The following is a 17583-nucleotide window of genomic DNA, read 5'->3' on the forward strand; positions in this document are numbered from 1 at the left end:
CATGAAGACGGTCCGGCGCATCCTTCGCATTGTTCTCTACACGCTGCTGATTGTTGTCGCGGGCGCGATCGGCGCACTCGTTGTCCTGACCAAGACCGAGCGCGGGCGCGACAATCTCGCCGGCATCATCTCGCGGCTGGCCTCGAGCGACGACCGCAAGGTCACGGTCAGCGGCATCGACGGCATCTGGTCGGGCGCGCTCAGCGTCGATCATGTCGTGCTGGAAGACCGCAACGGGGCCTGGCTGGTGGCGCGCAAGGTCGCCGTCGACTGGTCGCCGCTGGCGCTGCTGTCGAAGAGCTTCAGTGCCGACCGCATCGCGGCCGAGCGCATCGAATTGGCACGCCTGCCGGTGGCCGGGACGCAACAGCCGGCGCCGAGCGGCGGCACGGCGACGCTGCCGGTTTCCATCGACATCAAGCAGATCGACCTGCCGGAAATCGCGCTTGGCCAGCAGCTGGCCGGCAGCGGCATCGCCGAACTCGCCGCCAAGGGGATGCTCAAGGCCGACGCGGCGCCGCTGGCGGTCGAGACCAGGCTCAACGTCACCCGCCATGACGGCAAGCAAGGCAATGTCGATGCGAACATCCACTTTGCGCCAACCGACAACAGGCTCGACCTCGAGTTCAAGGCTTCTGAGCCCGCAGGCGGCATCATCGCCAACCTGCTCAAGCTGCCCGATACGCCGCCGGTCGATATAACCGTCTCAGGCACCGGGCCGCTCGCCAATTGGAACGGCATTGCCACGTTCACGGTGGATGGCGAGATCGTCACTCAGCTGACGGGCCGCCATCAGTCGACCGACAAGGGCAGCCACGTCGAGGCCAAGGGTGACGGCGATTTTGCCCGCTTCCTGCCGGAGAACTTGAAGCCGCTGTTTGCCGGCAAGACCAGTTTCGATGTCGCGGGCACCGCGACATCGGCCGGCGGCATCAGTGTCGACCGGGCCAGCATCGAAAGCGATGCCGTGCATGGCACAGCGACCGGCATCGCCGATCCGGCCGGCGCCAGCGACCTGTCCGTGGAAATTGCCGCCAAGGGCGCGCCTGTGCGGATCACCGTGGGAAGTGCCGCGCAACCGATCACGCTGGCGATCAGAAACGCGACCGCGCGCGCGTTCGGCGACGGCAAGGCGCCGATCGTCGACATCGGTGCCTCGCTGGCTTCGGTGGTGGCGGGCGGCACGCAACTGAACGACCTTGCGGCGCAGATCCATTCCGACGGCTTCGACATCCAGAATCGCTCCGGGCCGGTCGCCGTCAAGCTGACGGCGGGCGGGCTGAAGACCGACGTGGCGACGCTGGCGCCGCTGGTCACCGGCAAGGTCGATGTCGATCTCGCCGGATCACTGAGCAAGGATGCCATCATCATCGACCAGGGCACGCTGCGTTCCGATGCGCTCAATGCCTCCCTGACGATGACGGTGGCGCTCGCGGACCTGTCGATGCAGCTCAAGATGAATGCCGATGCGGTGTCGACCGCCTTGCCGCCGCAGATCAGCTCGGTGCTCGGCGAGCGGGTGAAATTCTCGGCCGCCGCGACGCGCGATCCGCAAGGGGCCTTCGCCGCCAATTCGATCTCATTGACCTCCGGCACGCTCACCGCCAGCGGCACCGCCAGCGCGCAAGGCTCCGACATCCAGGCCGACATCAAGGGCACGCTCGGCGACGTTTCGGTGCTATCGCCGATGGTCGGCGTGCCGGTCGCCGGCGGCGTCGATTTCGCGCTGTCGGCCAGCGGCGCCAGGACAGCCCCGGATTTCACCGTCTCCGCCAATAGCGACAGCCTGACGGCCTCGGGCCGCACGGTGAAGGCGATCAAGCTGACGGCAAGCGGCAAGGCCGACATAGCGAGCCCTTCCGCCGATGTTTCGCTGACCGGCGCCGTCAACGATCAGCCGCTCGACGTCAAGGCGGCGCTGGTGACGAGCGAGGGCAAGCGGTCGATCAACGGCTTCCTTATCTCGCTGGGCGACAACAAGGTTTCGGGCGACCTGGCACTGGATGACAAGTTCATGCCCCTGGGCACGCTGACGCTCGCGGCACCCGCAATCGACCAGTTGGCGGCACTCGCCGGGCAGGCGGTGACGGGTGATATCAACGGCACCATCAATTTCGCCAAGGACGGCGAGACGCCATCGGTCACCATCGATGCCAGGAGCACCTCGATCGCGCGTGGCGAGGTGACCGCCAAGGCGATCGCCGTCAACGCGCTGATCGCCAACTATCTCAAGGCGCCGGCGATCTCGGGCACCATCAAGGCTGACTCGGTCACGTCGGGCGCCACCGAGATCAGCGGCATCGGCGTCGACCTGAAGCGCGACGGCGACTGGACCAATTTCACCGGCGGCGCGACGATAGCGGGCATTCCGGCGACAGCGGCCGGCCGGGTCAAGATCGCCCAGGGCACCACCAGCGTCGAGATCGCCTCGGGCGAAGCGACGATGCGCGGCATCAAGGCGGCAATCGCCCAACCCTCGACACTGACCATCGCCAATGGCACCACCAGCATCGAGAAGCTGGCGCTCGACATTGGCGGCGGCGCGGTGACGTTGTCGGGCAGCGCCGGCCAGACGCTCGATCTCGCCGCGCAGTTCTCGGCGCTGCCGGCGGCGCTTGCCAATGATTTTGCGCCCGGCCTCGATGCCGTGGGTACGCTCGGCGGCACGGCGCAGGTGACGGGAACGCCAGCCGCCCCGGACGTTCGGTTCAGCGCGCAGCTTGCCGGCGCCGAAACCAGCCAGACCCGTCAGGCCGGGCTTGGGCCGCTCGCGGTCGATGCGGCCGGCAGCTACACCTTGGCCGGCGGCGTCGCCCTCGACCATGCGACGCTGTCCGGCGACAAGATTTCCGGCACGGCCGCCGGCACCATCAATCCGAACGGCGCCAGCGATTTTGCGCTGGATCTCACCTCGTCCGGCCCCAGCCTGCCGCTGACCGTCGGCAGCGCCGAGAGTCCCGTGAAGATCGAGGTCAAGTCCTTGTCGGCAAAGGTGGCGGGGGAGAGCACCAAGGCTCGCCTGGATGTCTCCGCGATCCTGCCTTCGGTCGTCACCAGCCCGGCGAGGGTGGACGGACTTGTCCTGGCGCTGCATTCGGACGCTTTCGATCTCAAGAACCGCGCCGGAGCGGTTTCCGGCACGGTGTCGGTGGACAAGGTCGGCCTCGACAATGCGGCGATCGCGCCGCTGATCGCCGGCAAGGTCACGGCCGCTCTCAATGCCCGGCTGAGCGCCGATTCCGTCGCGATCGACAGCGGCTCGCTCAAAAGCGATGCGCTCAACAGCCAGGTTGCAGGGCAGGTATCGCTGCGCGACGGCACCATCGACCTCAAGCTCAATGCGGATGCTCCGTCATCGGCCTTGCCGGCCGCGGCGCGCGGCATGCTCGGTGAACGGGCACAGATCAGCGCCACGCTGAAACGCGATCCCAGCGGCAGCATCAATGTCGATGGGCTGAAGCTGGTCTCCGGCGCGCTGACCGCCGGCGGGCAAGCCAGCCTTGCCGACAACAAGCTGGCCGCCGACATCAAAGGCGCGCTGAGCGACATCTCGCTGCTATCCAAGGATGCCAAGGGCGCCATTGCCTTCGCTCTGAACGCCCAGGGGCCAGCCATCGCGCCCGACCTGTCGCTGACGGTCAACAGCGATCGGCTGCTGGTGGCGGAGCGCGAGATCACCGGCCTGAGGCTCACGGCCACCGGCAAGGCCGATGCCGCCAACCCGGCGGCGAATGTGCAACTGACCGGGAATGTCGCGGGACAGGCCCTGCAAGGCAGCGCGGTGCTGGCGACGGCGGACGGCAGGAGCGCCATCAACGGCCTCCTCCTGTCGCTGGGCCAGAACAAGATCTCCGGCGATCTGGCGCTGGACGACAAGTTCGTGCCCGAAGGCACGATCTCGCTCGACCTGCCCGATATCGGCCCGCTCGCCGCGCTGGCGCTGGAAAAGGCCGAAGGCGATGTGCGCGGCACGATTGCCTTCACCAGGAATGGCGCCGCACCCCAGGTTGCCATCAAGGCGGCCACCGCCTCGATCACGCGCGGCGACCTGCAGGCGAAGGCCGTCTCCATCGACGCGCTGATCGCCAACTATCTCGCCGCGCCGGTGATCTCGGGCAAGATCCGTGCCGACAGCGTCATATCGGGCGGCACCGTGATCAGCGGCATCGATGTCGATCTGAAGCGCGATGGCGACTGGACCGGCTTTTCCGGCGGTGCCACGGTCAAGGGCATTCCGGCCAAGGCCGCAGGCCGCGTGAAGGTGGCCAATGGCACGACCACGATCGAGCTCGCCTCGGGCCAGGCGACCATCCAGGGCATCAAGGCGGCGATCGCCCAGGCGTCGACCGTCAGCATCGCCAACGGCACGACGACGCTCGACCGGCTGGTGCTCAATCTCGGCGGCGGCACGGCGACGGTCACCGGCAAGATCGGGCAGGCGATCGACATCAACGCGACGCTGGCGCGGGTGCCGATGTCGCTCGCCAACAGCTTCTCGCCGGGCCTCGACGCGGCGGGTTCGATTTCGGGCACGGTGAAAGTGACCGGCGCGCCGGCCAGTCCGGCCGTGGCCTTCAACATCGATGCGACCGGCGTGCAGACGTCGCAGACCCGCGGCGCCGGCGTCGGCGCGGTAAGCGTTTCGTCGTCCGGCACTTTTGCCGGCAACAAGCTGACCTTAAACGCCAATGTCAGCGACGGAGCCGGCCTTGGCCTCAAGGGCGGCGGCACGGTGACGACGGGGGGCACGCCGGCGCTGGTGCTCGACTTCAATGGCGCCGTGCCATTCGGCCTCCTCAGCCAGAAGCTTGCCGCGCAGGGCCTGGCGCTGACGGGAACCGCCAATGTCAATGTCCAGGTGCGTGGCCCCGCGACGTCGCCCGTCATCGGCGGCAGCGTCAGCACCTCGGGCGCGCGGCTCGTCGATGCGCGCTCGGGCCTGGCCGTCAACGATCTCACGGCCGATGTCTCGATCGGCGGCGGCGTCGCCAGGATCAACCGGCTGACCGGGACGCTATCGACGCGCGGCAGCCTGTCGGCGAGCGGCACGGTCGGCATCGACCCGGCGCAAGGCTTCCCGGCCGACCTTTCGATCAAGCTGACCGACGGCCGCTATACGGATGGACGCGTTGTGACCGCCAATCTCGGCGGCGACCTGACGATCAAGGGGCCGCTGACATCGGCACCGGCGATTGCCGGTACCGTCAATCTCGCCAAGACAGTCATCACGGTTCCGGACAAATTGCCGGGCTCGCTCTCGGCGCTCGACGTCAAGCACAAGAACGCGCCAAGCGCCGTCAAGGCGCAGGACAAGGCGCTGCGCCCGGCGACGACCAGCGGCAAGAGCGGCGGCAGCGGTCTCGCGCTCGATGTCACCGTCAATGCGCCGAACCAGATATTCATCCAGGGCAGGGGCGTCGATGCCGAACTCGGCGGTTCGCTCCGCCTGACCGGCCCGGCTTCTTCGCCGCAGGCGGTCGGCACCTTCACCCTGCAGCGCGGCAGGCTGTCGATCCTGGGCAAGCGGCTGACCTTCACCGAGGGCACTGTCGGCTTCTCCGGTTCGCTGGTGCCCTATCTCAACCTGACGGCGACCACGACGACGACCGGCGCCACCGTCACCATCGTGGTGTCGGGCGAGGCGACCAACCCGAAATTCACCTTCTCCTCGGTGCCGGCGCTGCCGGAGGACGAGGTGCTGGCGCAACTGATCTTCGGCCGGTCGATGTCGAACCTGTCGCCGCTGCAGATCGCGCAGCTTGCCGAAGCCGCCGCGCAATTGGCCGGCGTCGGCGGCTCGACCTCGCTGCTCGAGAACCTGCGCAGCGCCATCGGCGTCGACGATCTCGATGTGACCACGGACAGCAAGGGCGGGACGGCGGTGTCAGCCGGCAAATACCTGAACGACCGCACCTATGTGACCATCCAGAAGGGCGACAAGCCGGGTTCGGGCAAGGCGACCATCGACCTCAATGTCGGGCGTGGCGTCAAGTTGCGCGGCGAGGCGACGGACGCCGGCGAGGCCAAGGGCGGCATCTTCTACGAGAAGGAATATTGAGGGGCTGGCCCTCACCATGGCCGCGGCTGGCGCTGTCGTAACCAGCGCCAATGCCTCAGTTTACTCGCCCGAGGAGATTTGGGCGGAATCTGGGCGCACTAGCAATTTTGCGTCAAGACTGTCGCTATCGCGCGTACCGCTCCCTTTTCAAAGTTGCACATTCCCTAACATGTTCCCATTCCAAGCCATCTTTGACATCATGGCCTGGATGCGGAATGTTAATCGGCGGAAAGCCAACAATGGGAGTTAGTCATGACAATCTATAAAAGTAACGGCGACAGCGTTCCGGATCACATCCTGGCCATGGCCGAAGAAGCCAAGGCGGGAACAGTGGACCGCCGCGAATTCCTGGCGCTTGCCAGCGTCTTCGGTGCGTCGACGGCCATGGCTTACGGTCTGCTCGGCCTCGCCGCCCCGACGCCGGCCAGGGCCGAGGACGTGCAGGGCAAGAAGGGCGGCGTGATCAAGGTCGCCATGTCGGTCAAGGATCCCAAGGATCCGCGCACGGCGGACTGGTCGGAGATTTCCAATGCCGAGCGCCAGGCGCTCGAACCGCTGGTGAAATACACCAAGGAGTACACCTTCGCGCCGTATCTGCTGGCGAGCTGGGACATCAACGACGACGCCACCGAATACACGCTGCATGTGCGGCCAGGCGTCGAATGGAACAATGGCGACAAGTTCACGGCCGACGACGTGATCCACAATTTCACTCGCTGGGCCGACAAGTCCGCCGAAGGCAACTCGATGCCGGGGCGCCTCGGCAGCCTCGTCGATGATACGACCAAGAAGCTGCGCGAAGGCTCGGTCGTCAAGGTTGACGACATGACGGTCAAGCTCAAGCTTACCAAGCCGGATATCGCCATCATCCCGAACCTGTGCGACTATCCCGGCCTCATCGTCCACAAGACCTTCGACGAGAAGGGCGCGAACTTCAAGAACTGCCCGATCGGCACCGGTCCGTTCGAACTCGTGTCCTACGATGTCGGCCAGAAGGTCGTCTACAAGCGCCGCACGACCGGCAAGTGGTGGCAGGGCGAGGCCTTCCTCGACGGCGTCGAGTTTATCGACTACGGCACCGATCCGGCTGCGACGGTTTCGGCCTTCGAATCGGGCGAAGTGCACACCAACCACGAGACGACCGCCGACTACGTCAAGATCATCGAAGGCGTCGGCGCGCCGGCCTCGGAAGTTGTGACCGCGGCCACCGTGGTGTCGCGTTTCAACGTCAACGCCAAGCCTTATGGCGACCAGAAGGTGCGTCAGGCGATGTGCCTGGCCGTCGACAATTCGGTGGTGCTGCAGCTTGGTTACGGCAACGCCGGAACGCCGGCCGAAAACCACCATGTCGCGCCGATCCATCCGGAATATGTCGAACTGCCGAAGATCAAGCGCGACATCGCCAAGGCCAAGCAGATGCTGACGGAAGCCGGCGTGATCGATTTCGAGCACGAGCTGATCAGCAATGACGAGGACTACCACAAGAACACCACGGACGCGATCGCGGCCCAGCTGCGCGAGGCCGGCATCAAGGTGAAGCGCACCGTGCTGCCGAGCTCGACCTTCTGGAACGACTGGACGAAGTATCCGTTCTCGGAGACCAACTGGAACATGCGTCCGCTGGGCATCCAGGTCATCGCCATCGCCTACCGCACGGGCGAGGCCTGGAACGAAACGGCCTACGCCAATCCGGACTTCGACAAGAAGGTCAACGAGGCGCTCGGGATCGCCGATGCGGAGAAGCGCAAGGTGGTGATGAAGGACATCGAGCAGATGCTGCAGGATTCCGGCATCATCATCCAGCCTTACTGGCGCAAGCTCTACATCAACATCAAGCCCGAGGTGAAGAACCACTCGATGCACCCCACCTACGAGCACGACTTCGGCAAGGTCTGGCTCGATCAGGCGTGACCCACAGCTTGATGAATGCGAAGGGCATCGCCCTTCGCATTCGCAGGATCGCCGCCGTTGCATGAGATGCAGCGGCGGCGTGACGTCGCAAGGTTTTCGTCACAGGGTTGACCATATCTGACCCCAACCCGGCCGGCAGGGGGGCACGCATGTTCTCATTCATCATCAGACGCATCGGCACGATCCTGCTCACGATGCTGTGCCTGACGCTGGTCGTCTTCTTCCTCGTCAATCTCGAACCCAACCTGAAGAAGCTGGCGATCAGCCAGACCGAAATGCACACATCGGCCGATCAGCTCGAAAGCTGGCTGGTCAACCATGGCTACCGTCAGAACTTTTTCTCGCGCTATGGCCAGTGGCTCGGCGTGCTGCCCAAGCAGCCGATCACCGATCCGGCGACCGGCAAGACGACCCAGCGCTTCACCTTCTGCAACGACCCGACCGTGCCGACATTCTCCGGCGTGATCGAGGGCGATTTCGGCTGCTCGACAAAGTTCAAGACCACGGTCGCGGCCAAGCTGTTCCCGGCGCTCGGCGCCACCGGCATCCTGATGTTCTGGGTGCTGGTGGTGATGGTGCCGGTTTCGCTGCTGATCGGCATTCTCGCCGGCATGCGCGAGGGTTCACGAACCGACCGGGTGCTTTCTGTTGCCTCGATCGCCTCGACGGCGACGCCTGAATATGTGTCGGGCGTCATCTTCACCGTCGTCTTCGCCTCCTGGCTCGGCTGGCTGAACGGCTCGGCCGCCTCGGCGAGCCAGGGCATCACCTTCTACAATTTCACGCTGCCGGTGATCACGCTGGCGATCTACGGCATAGGCTACATCGCGCGCATGACGCGCGCCTCGATGGTCGAGGTGATGACGCAGCAATATATCCGCACCGCGCGATTGAAGGGCCTTTCCTTTCGCGGCGTGGTGGTCAAGCACGCGCTGCGCAACGCGCTGATAGCGCCCTTCACCGTCATCATGCTGCAGTTTCCCTGGCTGCTCACCGGCGTCGTCATCGTCGAGGTCATGTTCCGCTACCAGGGCTTCGGCTACACGCTGGTCGAGGCCGCCGGCAACAACGACATCGATCTCTTGCTCGGCTGTTCGCTGGTCTCGGTGTTCATCGTCCTGATCACGCAGCTCATTTCCGATGTCGGCTACGCGTTCCTCAATCCGCGCATCCGGGTTCAGTAGGGAGAAGGCGCATGCAAGCTCAATATATCGGCGCCTCCACCATCATCCTCGAAGTGCTGTGGCGCTTCTGGCCGGTCTGGGTCGCGCTCGCCATCGTCATGGGGGCGAGCTTTCTCTACAAGAAGAAGCTGGCGCTCTATGGCCAGCTTTTCGACAGCGGCGTCGGCATAGCGGGGGTGTTCATCTGCCTGTTCTGGCTGTTCACGGCGATCTTCGCCTCGACCATCTCGCCGTTCGATCCGCTGGGCCAGATCCCGATCATGAAGGACACGCTGCCGGGCGCCATCGAGCCGCAATCGGGGCTCGTCTATCTCTTCGGCGGCGACAAGCTGGCGCGCGACGTGTTTTCGCGAATGGTCTATGGCAGCCAGATCGTGCTGATCATCGCACCGGCGGCAACCGGTTTCGCGCTGATGGTCGGCATCACGCTCGGCTTGCCGGCCGGCTATTACGGCGGCAAGATCGATTCCATCCTGTCGTTCCTGGCCAACCTCGTTCTGGCCTTCCCCGTGATCCTGCTGTTCTACCTGCTGGTGACGCCCGGGATCATGGACACGCCGATCCCCTATGCGCTGGCCGGCGTCTTCTTCCTGTTTCCGATCATCTTCTTCTGCGTCCTGTTCTGGACTCGCTTCAAGAACCGGCCGGACCGGATCTACATCCTGCTCGGCCTGACGCTGATCGTAGGCGGCTGGATCTATCTCGGCCTTGTCTTCGACAGGGACCCGCTGCACATCGTGCATATCGACCCCAACCAGCTCAACATCTTCGTGGCGGTGGTGTTCGCCTCCAGCCCCGGCGTGTTCCGTATCGTGCGTGGCCTGGTGATGGACATCAAGACGCGCGACTATGTGGCGGCGGCGCAGACGCGTGGTGAATCACCCTGGTACATCATGCTGTGGGAGATCCTGCCCAATGCGCGCGGCCCGCTGATCGTCGATGCCTGCCTGCGCATTGGCTACACCACGATCCTGCTCGGGACGCTCGGCTATTTCGGCCTCGGCCTGGCGCCGGAAAGCCCTGACTGGGGCACGGCGATCAAGGATGCCAGCCGGCTGCTGCGCTCCTTCATCCATCCGGCGCTGCCACCGACGATCGCGCTGATGTCGTTCGTGCTGGGGCTCAACCTGCTGGCCGACTCGCTGCGCGAGCAATCGATGAAAGACTGATTGACGGGCCTTGGCCCGCCTCTGGTATAATTTGGATTGGAGCGACCCATGAACGAGGCAGTTCGAAATCCCGACAAGCCGACCCCTGGGCCGACCCCTGGGCCAAGCACTGCGCCGATCATCGAGATCGAGAACCTGTCGATCTCCTTCTTCACCCGCAAGGGCGAGATACCGGCCGTCATGGATTTTTCCTGCACGGTCATGCCCGGCGAAGCGATGGGCATCGTCGGCGAATCCGGTTGCGGCAAGTCGACCGTGTCGCTCGGTATCATGCGCGACCTCTCCAACATCGGGAAGATCGTCGGCGGCAAGATCAAGTTCCAGGGCAAGGATATGGGCGAGCTCTCCGAGGAGGAGCTGCGCGCCATCCGCGGCAACAAGATCGCCATGATCTACCAGGAGCCGATGGCCAGCCTCAATCCGGCGATGAAGATCGGCCAGCAGCTGATGGAAGTGCCGCTGATCCACGACAAGGTGTCGAAGGAAGAGGCCTATAAACGCGCGGTCGAAATGGTGCGGTCGGTCAAGCTGCCGGACCCCGAGCGCATGATGCGCTCCTATCCGCACCAGCTGTCGGGCGGCCAGCAGCAGCGTATCGTCATTGCCATGGCGCTGCTGTCGAAGCCGGCGCTGCTTCTGCTCGACGAGCCGACTACGGCGCTCGACGTGACGGTGGAGGCGGGTATCGTCGAACTGGTCAAGGGGCTGGGCGAAAAGTTCGGCACCTCGATGATCTTCGTCTCGCACAATCTGGGCCTCATCCTCGAGACTTGCGACAGGATCACGGTCATGTATTCGGGCGAGGCGGTCGAGACCGGCAAGATCAAGGACGTCTTCGACCGGATGCGCCATCCCTACACGCAAGGGCTGTTCCGTTCGATCCCGCTGCCGGGCGCCGACAAGAACTCGCGGCCGCTGATCGCCATTCCGGGCCAGCTGCCGCTGCCGCATGAGCGGCCCAAGGGCTGCAATTTCGGCCCGCGCTGCCACCATTTCGTCGAGGGCGTCTGCAACGCCGCCGAAATCCCCATGGTCGAGGTCGCCGGCCATGACGGCCATTTCTCGCGCTGCGTGCGCTTCAACGAAATCGACTGGGAAGCGCTGCCGCCCGGTGCCAAGAAGGTCAATGAGCGTGTCGTGCCCGGCGCGCCGGTGCTCAAGATCGAGGATCTGAGGAAGTACTACAAGGTCGGCGGCAGCGAGGTGTTCGGGTCGAGCGAAGGCCGTGTCGTCAAGGCCAACGAGACCATCTCCTTCATGGCGCGCGAATCCGAGACGGTTGCCATCGTCGGCGAATCCGGCTGCGGAAAGTCGACGCTGGCCAAGGTTCTGCTCGGCCTGGAGACGGCAAGTGCCGGCACGGTGACGCTGGGCAACAAGGAGATCCAGTCGACCGGCATCGAGAAGCGCAGCGTCGACACCGTGTCCTCGATCCAGATGGTGTTCCAGAACCCGTTCGACACGCTCAATCCCAGCCATTCGGTCGGCTCGCAGATCATCCGCACGCTGGAGAAATTCAACGTCGGCAAGACGGTCGCCGACCGGCGCAAGCGCATGCTGGAACTGCTCGACCTGGTGAAGCTGCCGCGCGCCTTCGAGACGCGCAAGCCGCGCCAGCTTTCCGGTGGCCAGAAGCAGCGCATCGGCGTGGCGCGCGCCTTTGCCGGCGACGCCAAGGTGGTGGTGGCCGACGAGCCGGTCTCCGCACTCGACGTGTCGGTGCAGGCGGCGGTGACCGAACTGTTGATGGATATCCAGCGCAAGAACAAGACGACGATGCTGTTCATCAGCCACGATCTGTCCGTCGTGCGCTATATCGCGGACCGCGTCGTCGTCATGTATCTCGGCTATATCGTCGAGCAAGGCACGACCGACCAGATCTTCGCGCCGCCCTATCATCCATATACCGAGGCGCTGCTGTCGGCGATCCCGATCGCCGACACCAGCGTGGTCAAGAAGCACATCGTGCTGGAGGGCGACATCCCGTCGGCGATGAATCCGCCGTCTGGCTGCCCATTCCAGACACGCTGCGGCTACAAGAAGCTCGTGCCCGACAATCTGTGCGAGACCAAGGTGCCGCCGGTCAAGCATCTCGGTGACGGCCATATGAGCCTGTGCTGGCTGGCCGATGACGTGCTGGCGAAGATGGAGCCGGTGATCAAGTTCGACAAGGAACACGCCGCGCATGAGGGCGTGCCGGACGATGCGCACGGCACCGGGCCCGGTTTGGCCGGGACAGCGCCCAACCGGCCGCGTGGCAAAACGGGCAGCGCGGAAGCCGACCAGATCGGGGACGCCGTGGAGCAGGGCGAGGCCGGCATGCGGGCCCGTCGCCACGAAGTCCGCGACGAGGTCTCCGAAACCGGTGTTTCGAAGCCGAAAGACACGACGAGGCGGCACTAACCTAGGCAGGTATCAGGAGCCGCATTGCCGTAGCTGAGCTTCATAGTCTCGGGCCATCTTGTCCGTGGCCCGGGCGTAACCCTGCACCCCGGCGTCGCCGCGGTTGCCGCGGCCATAGGCGGTCCAGCCGAGATAGTAGGCGAGGTAGAGATTGTAGGTGTCGTTGCGGGCGACGCCGTAGGTGTCTGATGTCTTGGAATGATACCAGCCGACGAAGTCGACGGCGTCGGCGAATTTGGTGCGCCGCGCCGCCCAGTTGCCGGTCTCTCGCTGATATTGCGACCATGTGCCGTCCAGCGCCTGCGAGAAGCCGGTGGCCGACGAGACGTGCTTCCAGGGAATGAAGCCGAGCAGCTTGGTGCGCGGCGGCCGGGCATTGCTCTTGAAGCCCGATTCCTTGCGCACCGTCGCCATCAGCACGGGGACGGGGATGCCGTATTTCCGCTCCGTCCGTTCGGCCGCCGACTGCCAATTGTCGAACCAGCCGTCATTCTGGTCGAAGACGGCACAGACATTGTTGATATGGCTGGGCGCGGTCGCGCAGGCCGACAATGCCAGCAACACGCCAACCGCTACAATTTTACTAAAACTCGACCTACGCATTGGATGAGCAATAGGCCGAAATCATAAAGGGAATCTTGCCGACTCCGTTAATGCTCCGCGGCCATCAGCGCTCGGGAAAATGCTATATCGGCATTCCGACGCCCTCTGTCGCTTTTTATAAAATGACACTGCGAAGATGCCGCCTTGACTAAAATCGCGCCTGTAAGCGGCGTATTTCCGACAGCTTGCCTGGTTTGCCGAAGCTTTGATGCCAGGCATGAATGAACCAAGACGCAAGCGCGGCGCCGAGCGCACCAGCAACCGGGGCCCAGCGCCCATCCCGCAACTACCGCAAAGGCGCGTAAGGAACCCCTATCCGCCAATGGCGCTGCTTTCGTCCGACCAGATCGAGGCGATCCACCAGGCGTCGATGCATGTATTGGAGAATTTCGGCATCGAGGTGATGAGCCCCCGGGCGCTGTCGCTGTTCGAGAAAGCCGGCGCCAGGGTCGACCATGCGACAGCCAATGTCCGCATCGATCGCGGCATGGTCGACGAGGCGCTGAAGACCACACGGCCCACCTATACGCTGACACCACGCAACCCGGCCAACACAATCCATCTGGGCGGCAACACCATCAATTTCACCCTCGTTGCCGGGCCGCCCAATGTGCACGACATGGAGCGAGGCCGCCGCGCAGGAAACTTGCGCGACTATGCCGACCTGACCCGGTTGGCGCAGCATTTCAACTGCGTCCACATGCTCGGCAACCAGGTCTGCGCGCCGGTCGAGTTGCCGGCCAATTCGCGCCATCTCGACACCTACTTCACCAATCTGACGCTGAGCGACAAGAGTTTCCACGTCTCGGCGATCGGCCGGGGCAGGGCGCTGGACGGTATCGAGATGATGGCGATCGCGCGCGGGCTGACGCTGGACCAGTTACGGGAAGATCCCGGCATCGCCACCATCATCTCGGTCAACTCGCCGCGCCGCTTCGACGAGATGATGGCCGAGGGGCTGATGACGATGGCCGAGTTCGGCCAGTCGGTGGCGGTGACGCCGTTCACCCTGATGGGGGCGATGAGCCCGGTGACGCTGGCGGGCGCCTTGGCGCAGCAGAACGCCGAGGCGCTGTTCGGCGTCGTGCTGACGCAGTTGGTGCGACCCGGTGCGCCGGTCATGTATGGCGCCTTCACCTCCAATGTCGACATGAAGTCCGGGGCGCCGGCCTTCGGCACGCCTGAAAACACCAAGGCCAACATCGCCTCGGGGCAATTGGCCCGGCGCTACGGCCTGCCGTACCGGACAACGCCGGGCTCGGCCTCCAACGCCGCCGATGCGCAAGGCGCCTATGAGACGCTGATGGCGCTGTGGGGCGCCGTGCTCGGCCATGGCAACCTCGTCTATCACGCCGCCGGCTGGCAGGAGGGCGGGCTGACGGCGTCGTTCGAGAAGTTCATCATCGATGTCGAGATGATCCAGCACATGATGGAGTTCCTGCGGCCGATCGAAGTCAACGAGGCCGAGCTTGCCGTCGAGGCGCTGGGCGCGGTGCCGACCGGCGGCCATTTCTTCGGCGAGCCGCACACGCTGGAGCGCTACGCCACCGCCTTCTACCAGCCGATGCTGTCCAACTGGCAGAATTTCGAGGCCTGGCAGGAGGCAGGTGGGCTCGACGCAACGGCGCGCGCGACGCGGCTGTGGAAGAAGGCGCTCGAGGACTATGTCAAGCCGGCGATGGATATCGCCGTTCGTGAGGCGCTGGAGGCCTATGTGGCCAAGCGTAAGGAAGCGATCGGGCAGGGCGAGCCGTGATGCCTTCCGTCCTGATTCCACTTTCCCCTCCAATCCATTGATATCAGAGAAAAATCCATGAAGTCGCATGCAAAGGTCGTGGTCATTGGCGGCGGTGTCGTCGGGTGCTCCGCGCTGTTCCATCTCGCCCGCCATGGCTGGACCGACGTGGTGCTGCTGGAACGCGACGAACTGACCTCGGGTTCGACCTGGCACGCGGCCGGCGGCATGCATACGATCAATGGCGATCCCAATGTCGCCAAGCTGCAGAAATACACGATCAGCCTCTACAAGGAGATCGAGGAGCTGTCGGGCCAGGCCACCGGCGTGCATCTGACCGGCGGCGTGCTTCTGGCGGCGACCGAGGCGCGGCTGGACTGGCTGCGCGGCGTCGTCGCCAAGGGACGCTATCTCGGCATCGACCTGGAAGTGATTTCGCCTGCCGAGGCGGCCGAACTGATGCCGCTGATCGATCCCAAGCAATTCGTCGGCGCCGTCAGAAACAAGGAGGACGGCCATCTCGATCCCTCGGGCGTCACGCATGCCTATGCCAAGGCCGCGCGCAAGCTCGGCGCGGAGATCGAGCGCTTCACCAAGGTCGAGGACATCGTGCGGCGGCCCGACGGGATGTGGCGCGTCATCACCAACAAGGGCGAGGTGGTGGCCGAGCATGTCGTCAACGCCGGCGGCCTGTGGGCGCGCGAAGTCGGCCGCATGGTCGGGCTCGAACTGCCGGTGCTGGCCATGGAGCACATGTACCTGATCACCGAGGACATGCCGGAGGTCGCCGCCTGGAACGCCAAGACCGGCACCGAGATCATCCATGCGGTCGATTTCGACGGCGAGCTTTACCTGCGCCAGGAGCGCGGCGGCATGCTGATGGGCACCTACGAGAAGGCCAACAAGCCATGGTCCGAATACCAGACGCCATGGAATTTCGGCCATGAACTGCTCGAGCCCGACATCGACCGCATCGCGCCGTCTCTCGAGGTCGGATTCCGCCACTTCCCGGCTTTCCAGCACACCGGCATCAAGCAGATCATCAACGGGCCCTTCACCTTCGCGCCCGACGGCAACCCGCTTGTCGGGCCGGTGCGCGGCCTGCCGGGCTTCTGGGTCGCCTGCGGCGTCATGGCCGGCTTCAGCCAGGGCGGCGGCGTCGGCCTGGCACTGTCCAACTGGATGATCGAGGGAGATCCCGGCGCCGACATCTGGGCCATGGATGTGGCACGCTATGGCGACTGGGCTGGAATGGCCTACACCAATGCCAAGGTGCGCGAGAACTATTCCAGGCGGTTTTCGATCCGCTTCCCCAATGAGGAACTGCCGGCCGGACGGCCGCTGAAGACGACCCCCGTCTATGACCTCTTGTCGGCCAGGGGTGCGCAGTGGGGTGTCGCCTACGGGCTGGAAGTGCCGCTTTGGTACGCGCCGGAGGGCATCAAGGATGAGTTCTCGTGGCGGCGTTCAAGCGATTTCACCCATGTTGCGAGGGAAGTCGCAACCGTGCGCGGCGGCGTCGGTCTGGCGGAGATTTCGAGTTTCGCCAAATACAAGGTGACGGGCGAGGGGGCGGCTGCCTGGCTCGACCGGATGCTCGCCTGCAAACTGCCGAAACCCGGCCGCATGACGCTGGCCCCGATGCTGAAGGAGGACGGCAGGCTGATCGGCGATTTCACGCTGGCCAATCTGGGCGCCGATGGCTGGTTCCTCGCTGGCTCCGGCATTGCCGAGCAGTATCATATGCGCTGGTTCGAGGCGCACCTGCCTGCAGATGGCTCGGTTCATATCGAGGCGCTGGGCGCGAAACTCACCGGTCTTGCCATTGCCGGCCCGAAGGCGAGGGATGTGCTGGCCAAGGTCAGTCGCGCCGATGTCTCCAACGCGGCGTTTCCGTTCATGGCGGCGGCGAGGATGGATATCGGCATGGCGCCGTGCCTTGTCGGCCGCGTCAGCTATACCGGCGATCTCGGCTACGAGATCTGGGTGGCGCCCGAATACCAGCGCGCGGCTTATCATGCGCTGGTGGCGGCGGGCGAGGAGTTCAGCATCGGCCTGTTCGGTTCGCGCGCGCTCAACGCGCTGCGGCTGGAGAAGAACTACGGCTCATGGGGACGCGAATACCGGCCGATCTATGGGCCGCTGGAAGCCGGGCTCGACCGTTTCGTCGCCTATGGCAAGGACGCCGATTTCATAGGGAAGGCGGCGGCGCTGGCCGAGCGCAAGCAAGGCGGGAAACTGCGGCTGCGCGCCTTCATCGTCGATGCGGACGATGCCGATGTCATCGGCGACGAGCCGATCTGGTTCGGCGGGGCGGTGCGTGGCTGGGTGACGTCCGGCGGCTTCGCGCATCATTCGAAAAAGTCGGTCGCCGTCGGCTATGTGCCGAAAGAGATCGCCGACGAGAGCGACGGATTCGAGATCGAATTGCTGGGCAAGCGTCACGCGGCGCGCATCCAGGCGGCGCCGCTGTTCGATGCGAATTTCGAACGGATGCGGGGGTGAGGCTCACCCCCGCGG

8 protein-coding genes are annotated in these 17583 nt (G+C 64.7%); 7 read left to right on the forward strand and 1 reads right to left on the reverse strand.

Annotation, left to right across the window (positions count from 1 at the left end):
* Window position 1 precedes the first annotated feature (1 nt).
* The 5 genes from EB230_RS16030 (at window position 2) to EB230_RS16050 (ending at window position 12725) form a co-directional block, all read left to right on the forward strand.
* Window positions 2-6058 (forward strand): translocation/assembly module TamB domain-containing protein, encoded by a 6057-nt coding sequence (locus EB230_RS16030; protein ID WP_056571878.1) that lies wholly within the window; start codon window positions 2-4, stop codon window positions 6056-6058.
* 252 nt (window positions 6059-6310) lie between these two features.
* On the forward strand, window positions 6311-7969 hold the full coding sequence (locus EB230_RS16035; RefSeq protein WP_172373193.1) for an ABC transporter substrate-binding protein: 1659 nt from the start codon (window positions 6311-6313) through the stop codon (window positions 7967-7969).
* Window positions 7970-8118: 149 nt separating this feature from the next.
* On the forward strand, window positions 8119-9153 hold the full coding sequence (locus tag EB230_RS16040) for an ABC transporter permease (RefSeq protein ID WP_056571884.1): 1035 nt from the start codon (window positions 8119-8121) through the stop codon (window positions 9151-9153).
* Window positions 9154-9164: 11 nt separating this feature from the next.
* Window positions 9165-10322: an ABC transporter permease gene (locus EB230_RS16045; protein ID WP_056571887.1), complete on the forward strand. Its 1158-nt coding sequence runs from the start codon at window positions 9165-9167 to the stop codon at window positions 10320-10322.
* Window positions 10323-10370: 48 nt separating this feature from the next.
* Window positions 10371-12725, forward strand: a complete 2355-nt coding sequence (locus EB230_RS16050) for an ABC transporter ATP-binding protein (protein WP_056571889.1) — start codon at window positions 10371-10373, stop codon at window positions 12723-12725.
* A 12-nt stretch (window positions 12726-12737) separates the two neighbouring features.
* On the opposite strand, the gene EB230_RS16055 is transcribed toward EB230_RS16050, so the two are convergent.
* Complete coding sequence (locus EB230_RS16055) at window positions 12738-13328, reverse strand: transglycosylase SLT domain-containing protein (protein ID WP_056571892.1); 591 nt, start codon at window positions 13326-13328, stop codon at window positions 12738-12740.
* Window positions 13329-13545: 217 nt separating this feature from the next.
* Here EB230_RS16055 and EB230_RS16060 point away from each other — a divergent pair, with 217 nt between their 5' ends.
* Both EB230_RS16060 and EB230_RS16065 read left to right on the forward strand, forming a co-directional pair.
* Window positions 13546-15084 (forward strand): trimethylamine methyltransferase family protein, encoded by a 1539-nt coding sequence (locus EB230_RS16060; protein WP_056571895.1) that lies wholly within the window; start codon window positions 13546-13548, stop codon window positions 15082-15084.
* Between the two features lie 57 nt (window positions 15085-15141).
* Window positions 15142-17568, forward strand: coding sequence for an FAD-dependent oxidoreductase (locus EB230_RS16065; RefSeq protein WP_172373194.1), 2427 nt, complete (start codon window positions 15142-15144; stop codon window positions 17566-17568).
* Window positions 17569-17583 lie beyond the last annotated feature (15 nt).

This window comes from Mesorhizobium sp. NZP2234 (assembly GCF_013170765.1).
Taxonomy (GTDB): domain Bacteria; phylum Pseudomonadota; class Alphaproteobacteria; order Rhizobiales; family Rhizobiaceae; genus Mesorhizobium; species Mesorhizobium loti_D.

What these genes read in the sequence shown, in the direction of transcription:
- EB230_RS16065 (WP_172373194.1), top strand. Translation starts at nt 15,142, where the DNA reads ATGAAGTCGCATGCAAAGGTCGTGGTCATTGGCGGCGGTGTCGTCGGG.
- EB230_RS16045 (WP_056571887.1), top strand. Translation starts at nt 9,165, where the DNA reads ATGCAAGCTCAATATATCGGCGCCTCCACCATCATCCTCGAAGTGCTG.
- EB230_RS16040 (WP_056571884.1), top strand. Translation starts at nt 8,119, where the DNA reads ATGTTCTCATTCATCATCAGACGCATCGGCACGATCCTGCTCACGATG.
- EB230_RS16060 (WP_056571895.1), top strand. Translation starts at nt 13,546, where the DNA reads ATGAATGAACCAAGACGCAAGCGCGGCGCCGAGCGCACCAGCAACCGG.
- EB230_RS16050 (WP_056571889.1), top strand. Translation starts at nt 10,371, where the DNA reads ATGAACGAGGCAGTTCGAAATCCCGACAAGCCGACCCCTGGGCCGACC.
- EB230_RS16055 (WP_056571892.1), bottom strand. Translation starts at nt 13,328, where the DNA reads ATGCGTAGGTCGAGTTTTAGTAAAATTGTAGCGGTTGGCGTGTTGCTG.
- EB230_RS16030 (WP_056571878.1), top strand. Translation starts at nt 2, where the DNA reads ATGAAGACGGTCCGGCGCATCCTTCGCATTGTTCTCTACACGCTGCTG.
- EB230_RS16035 (WP_172373193.1), top strand. Translation starts at nt 6,311, where the DNA reads ATGACAATCTATAAAAGTAACGGCGACAGCGTTCCGGATCACATCCTG.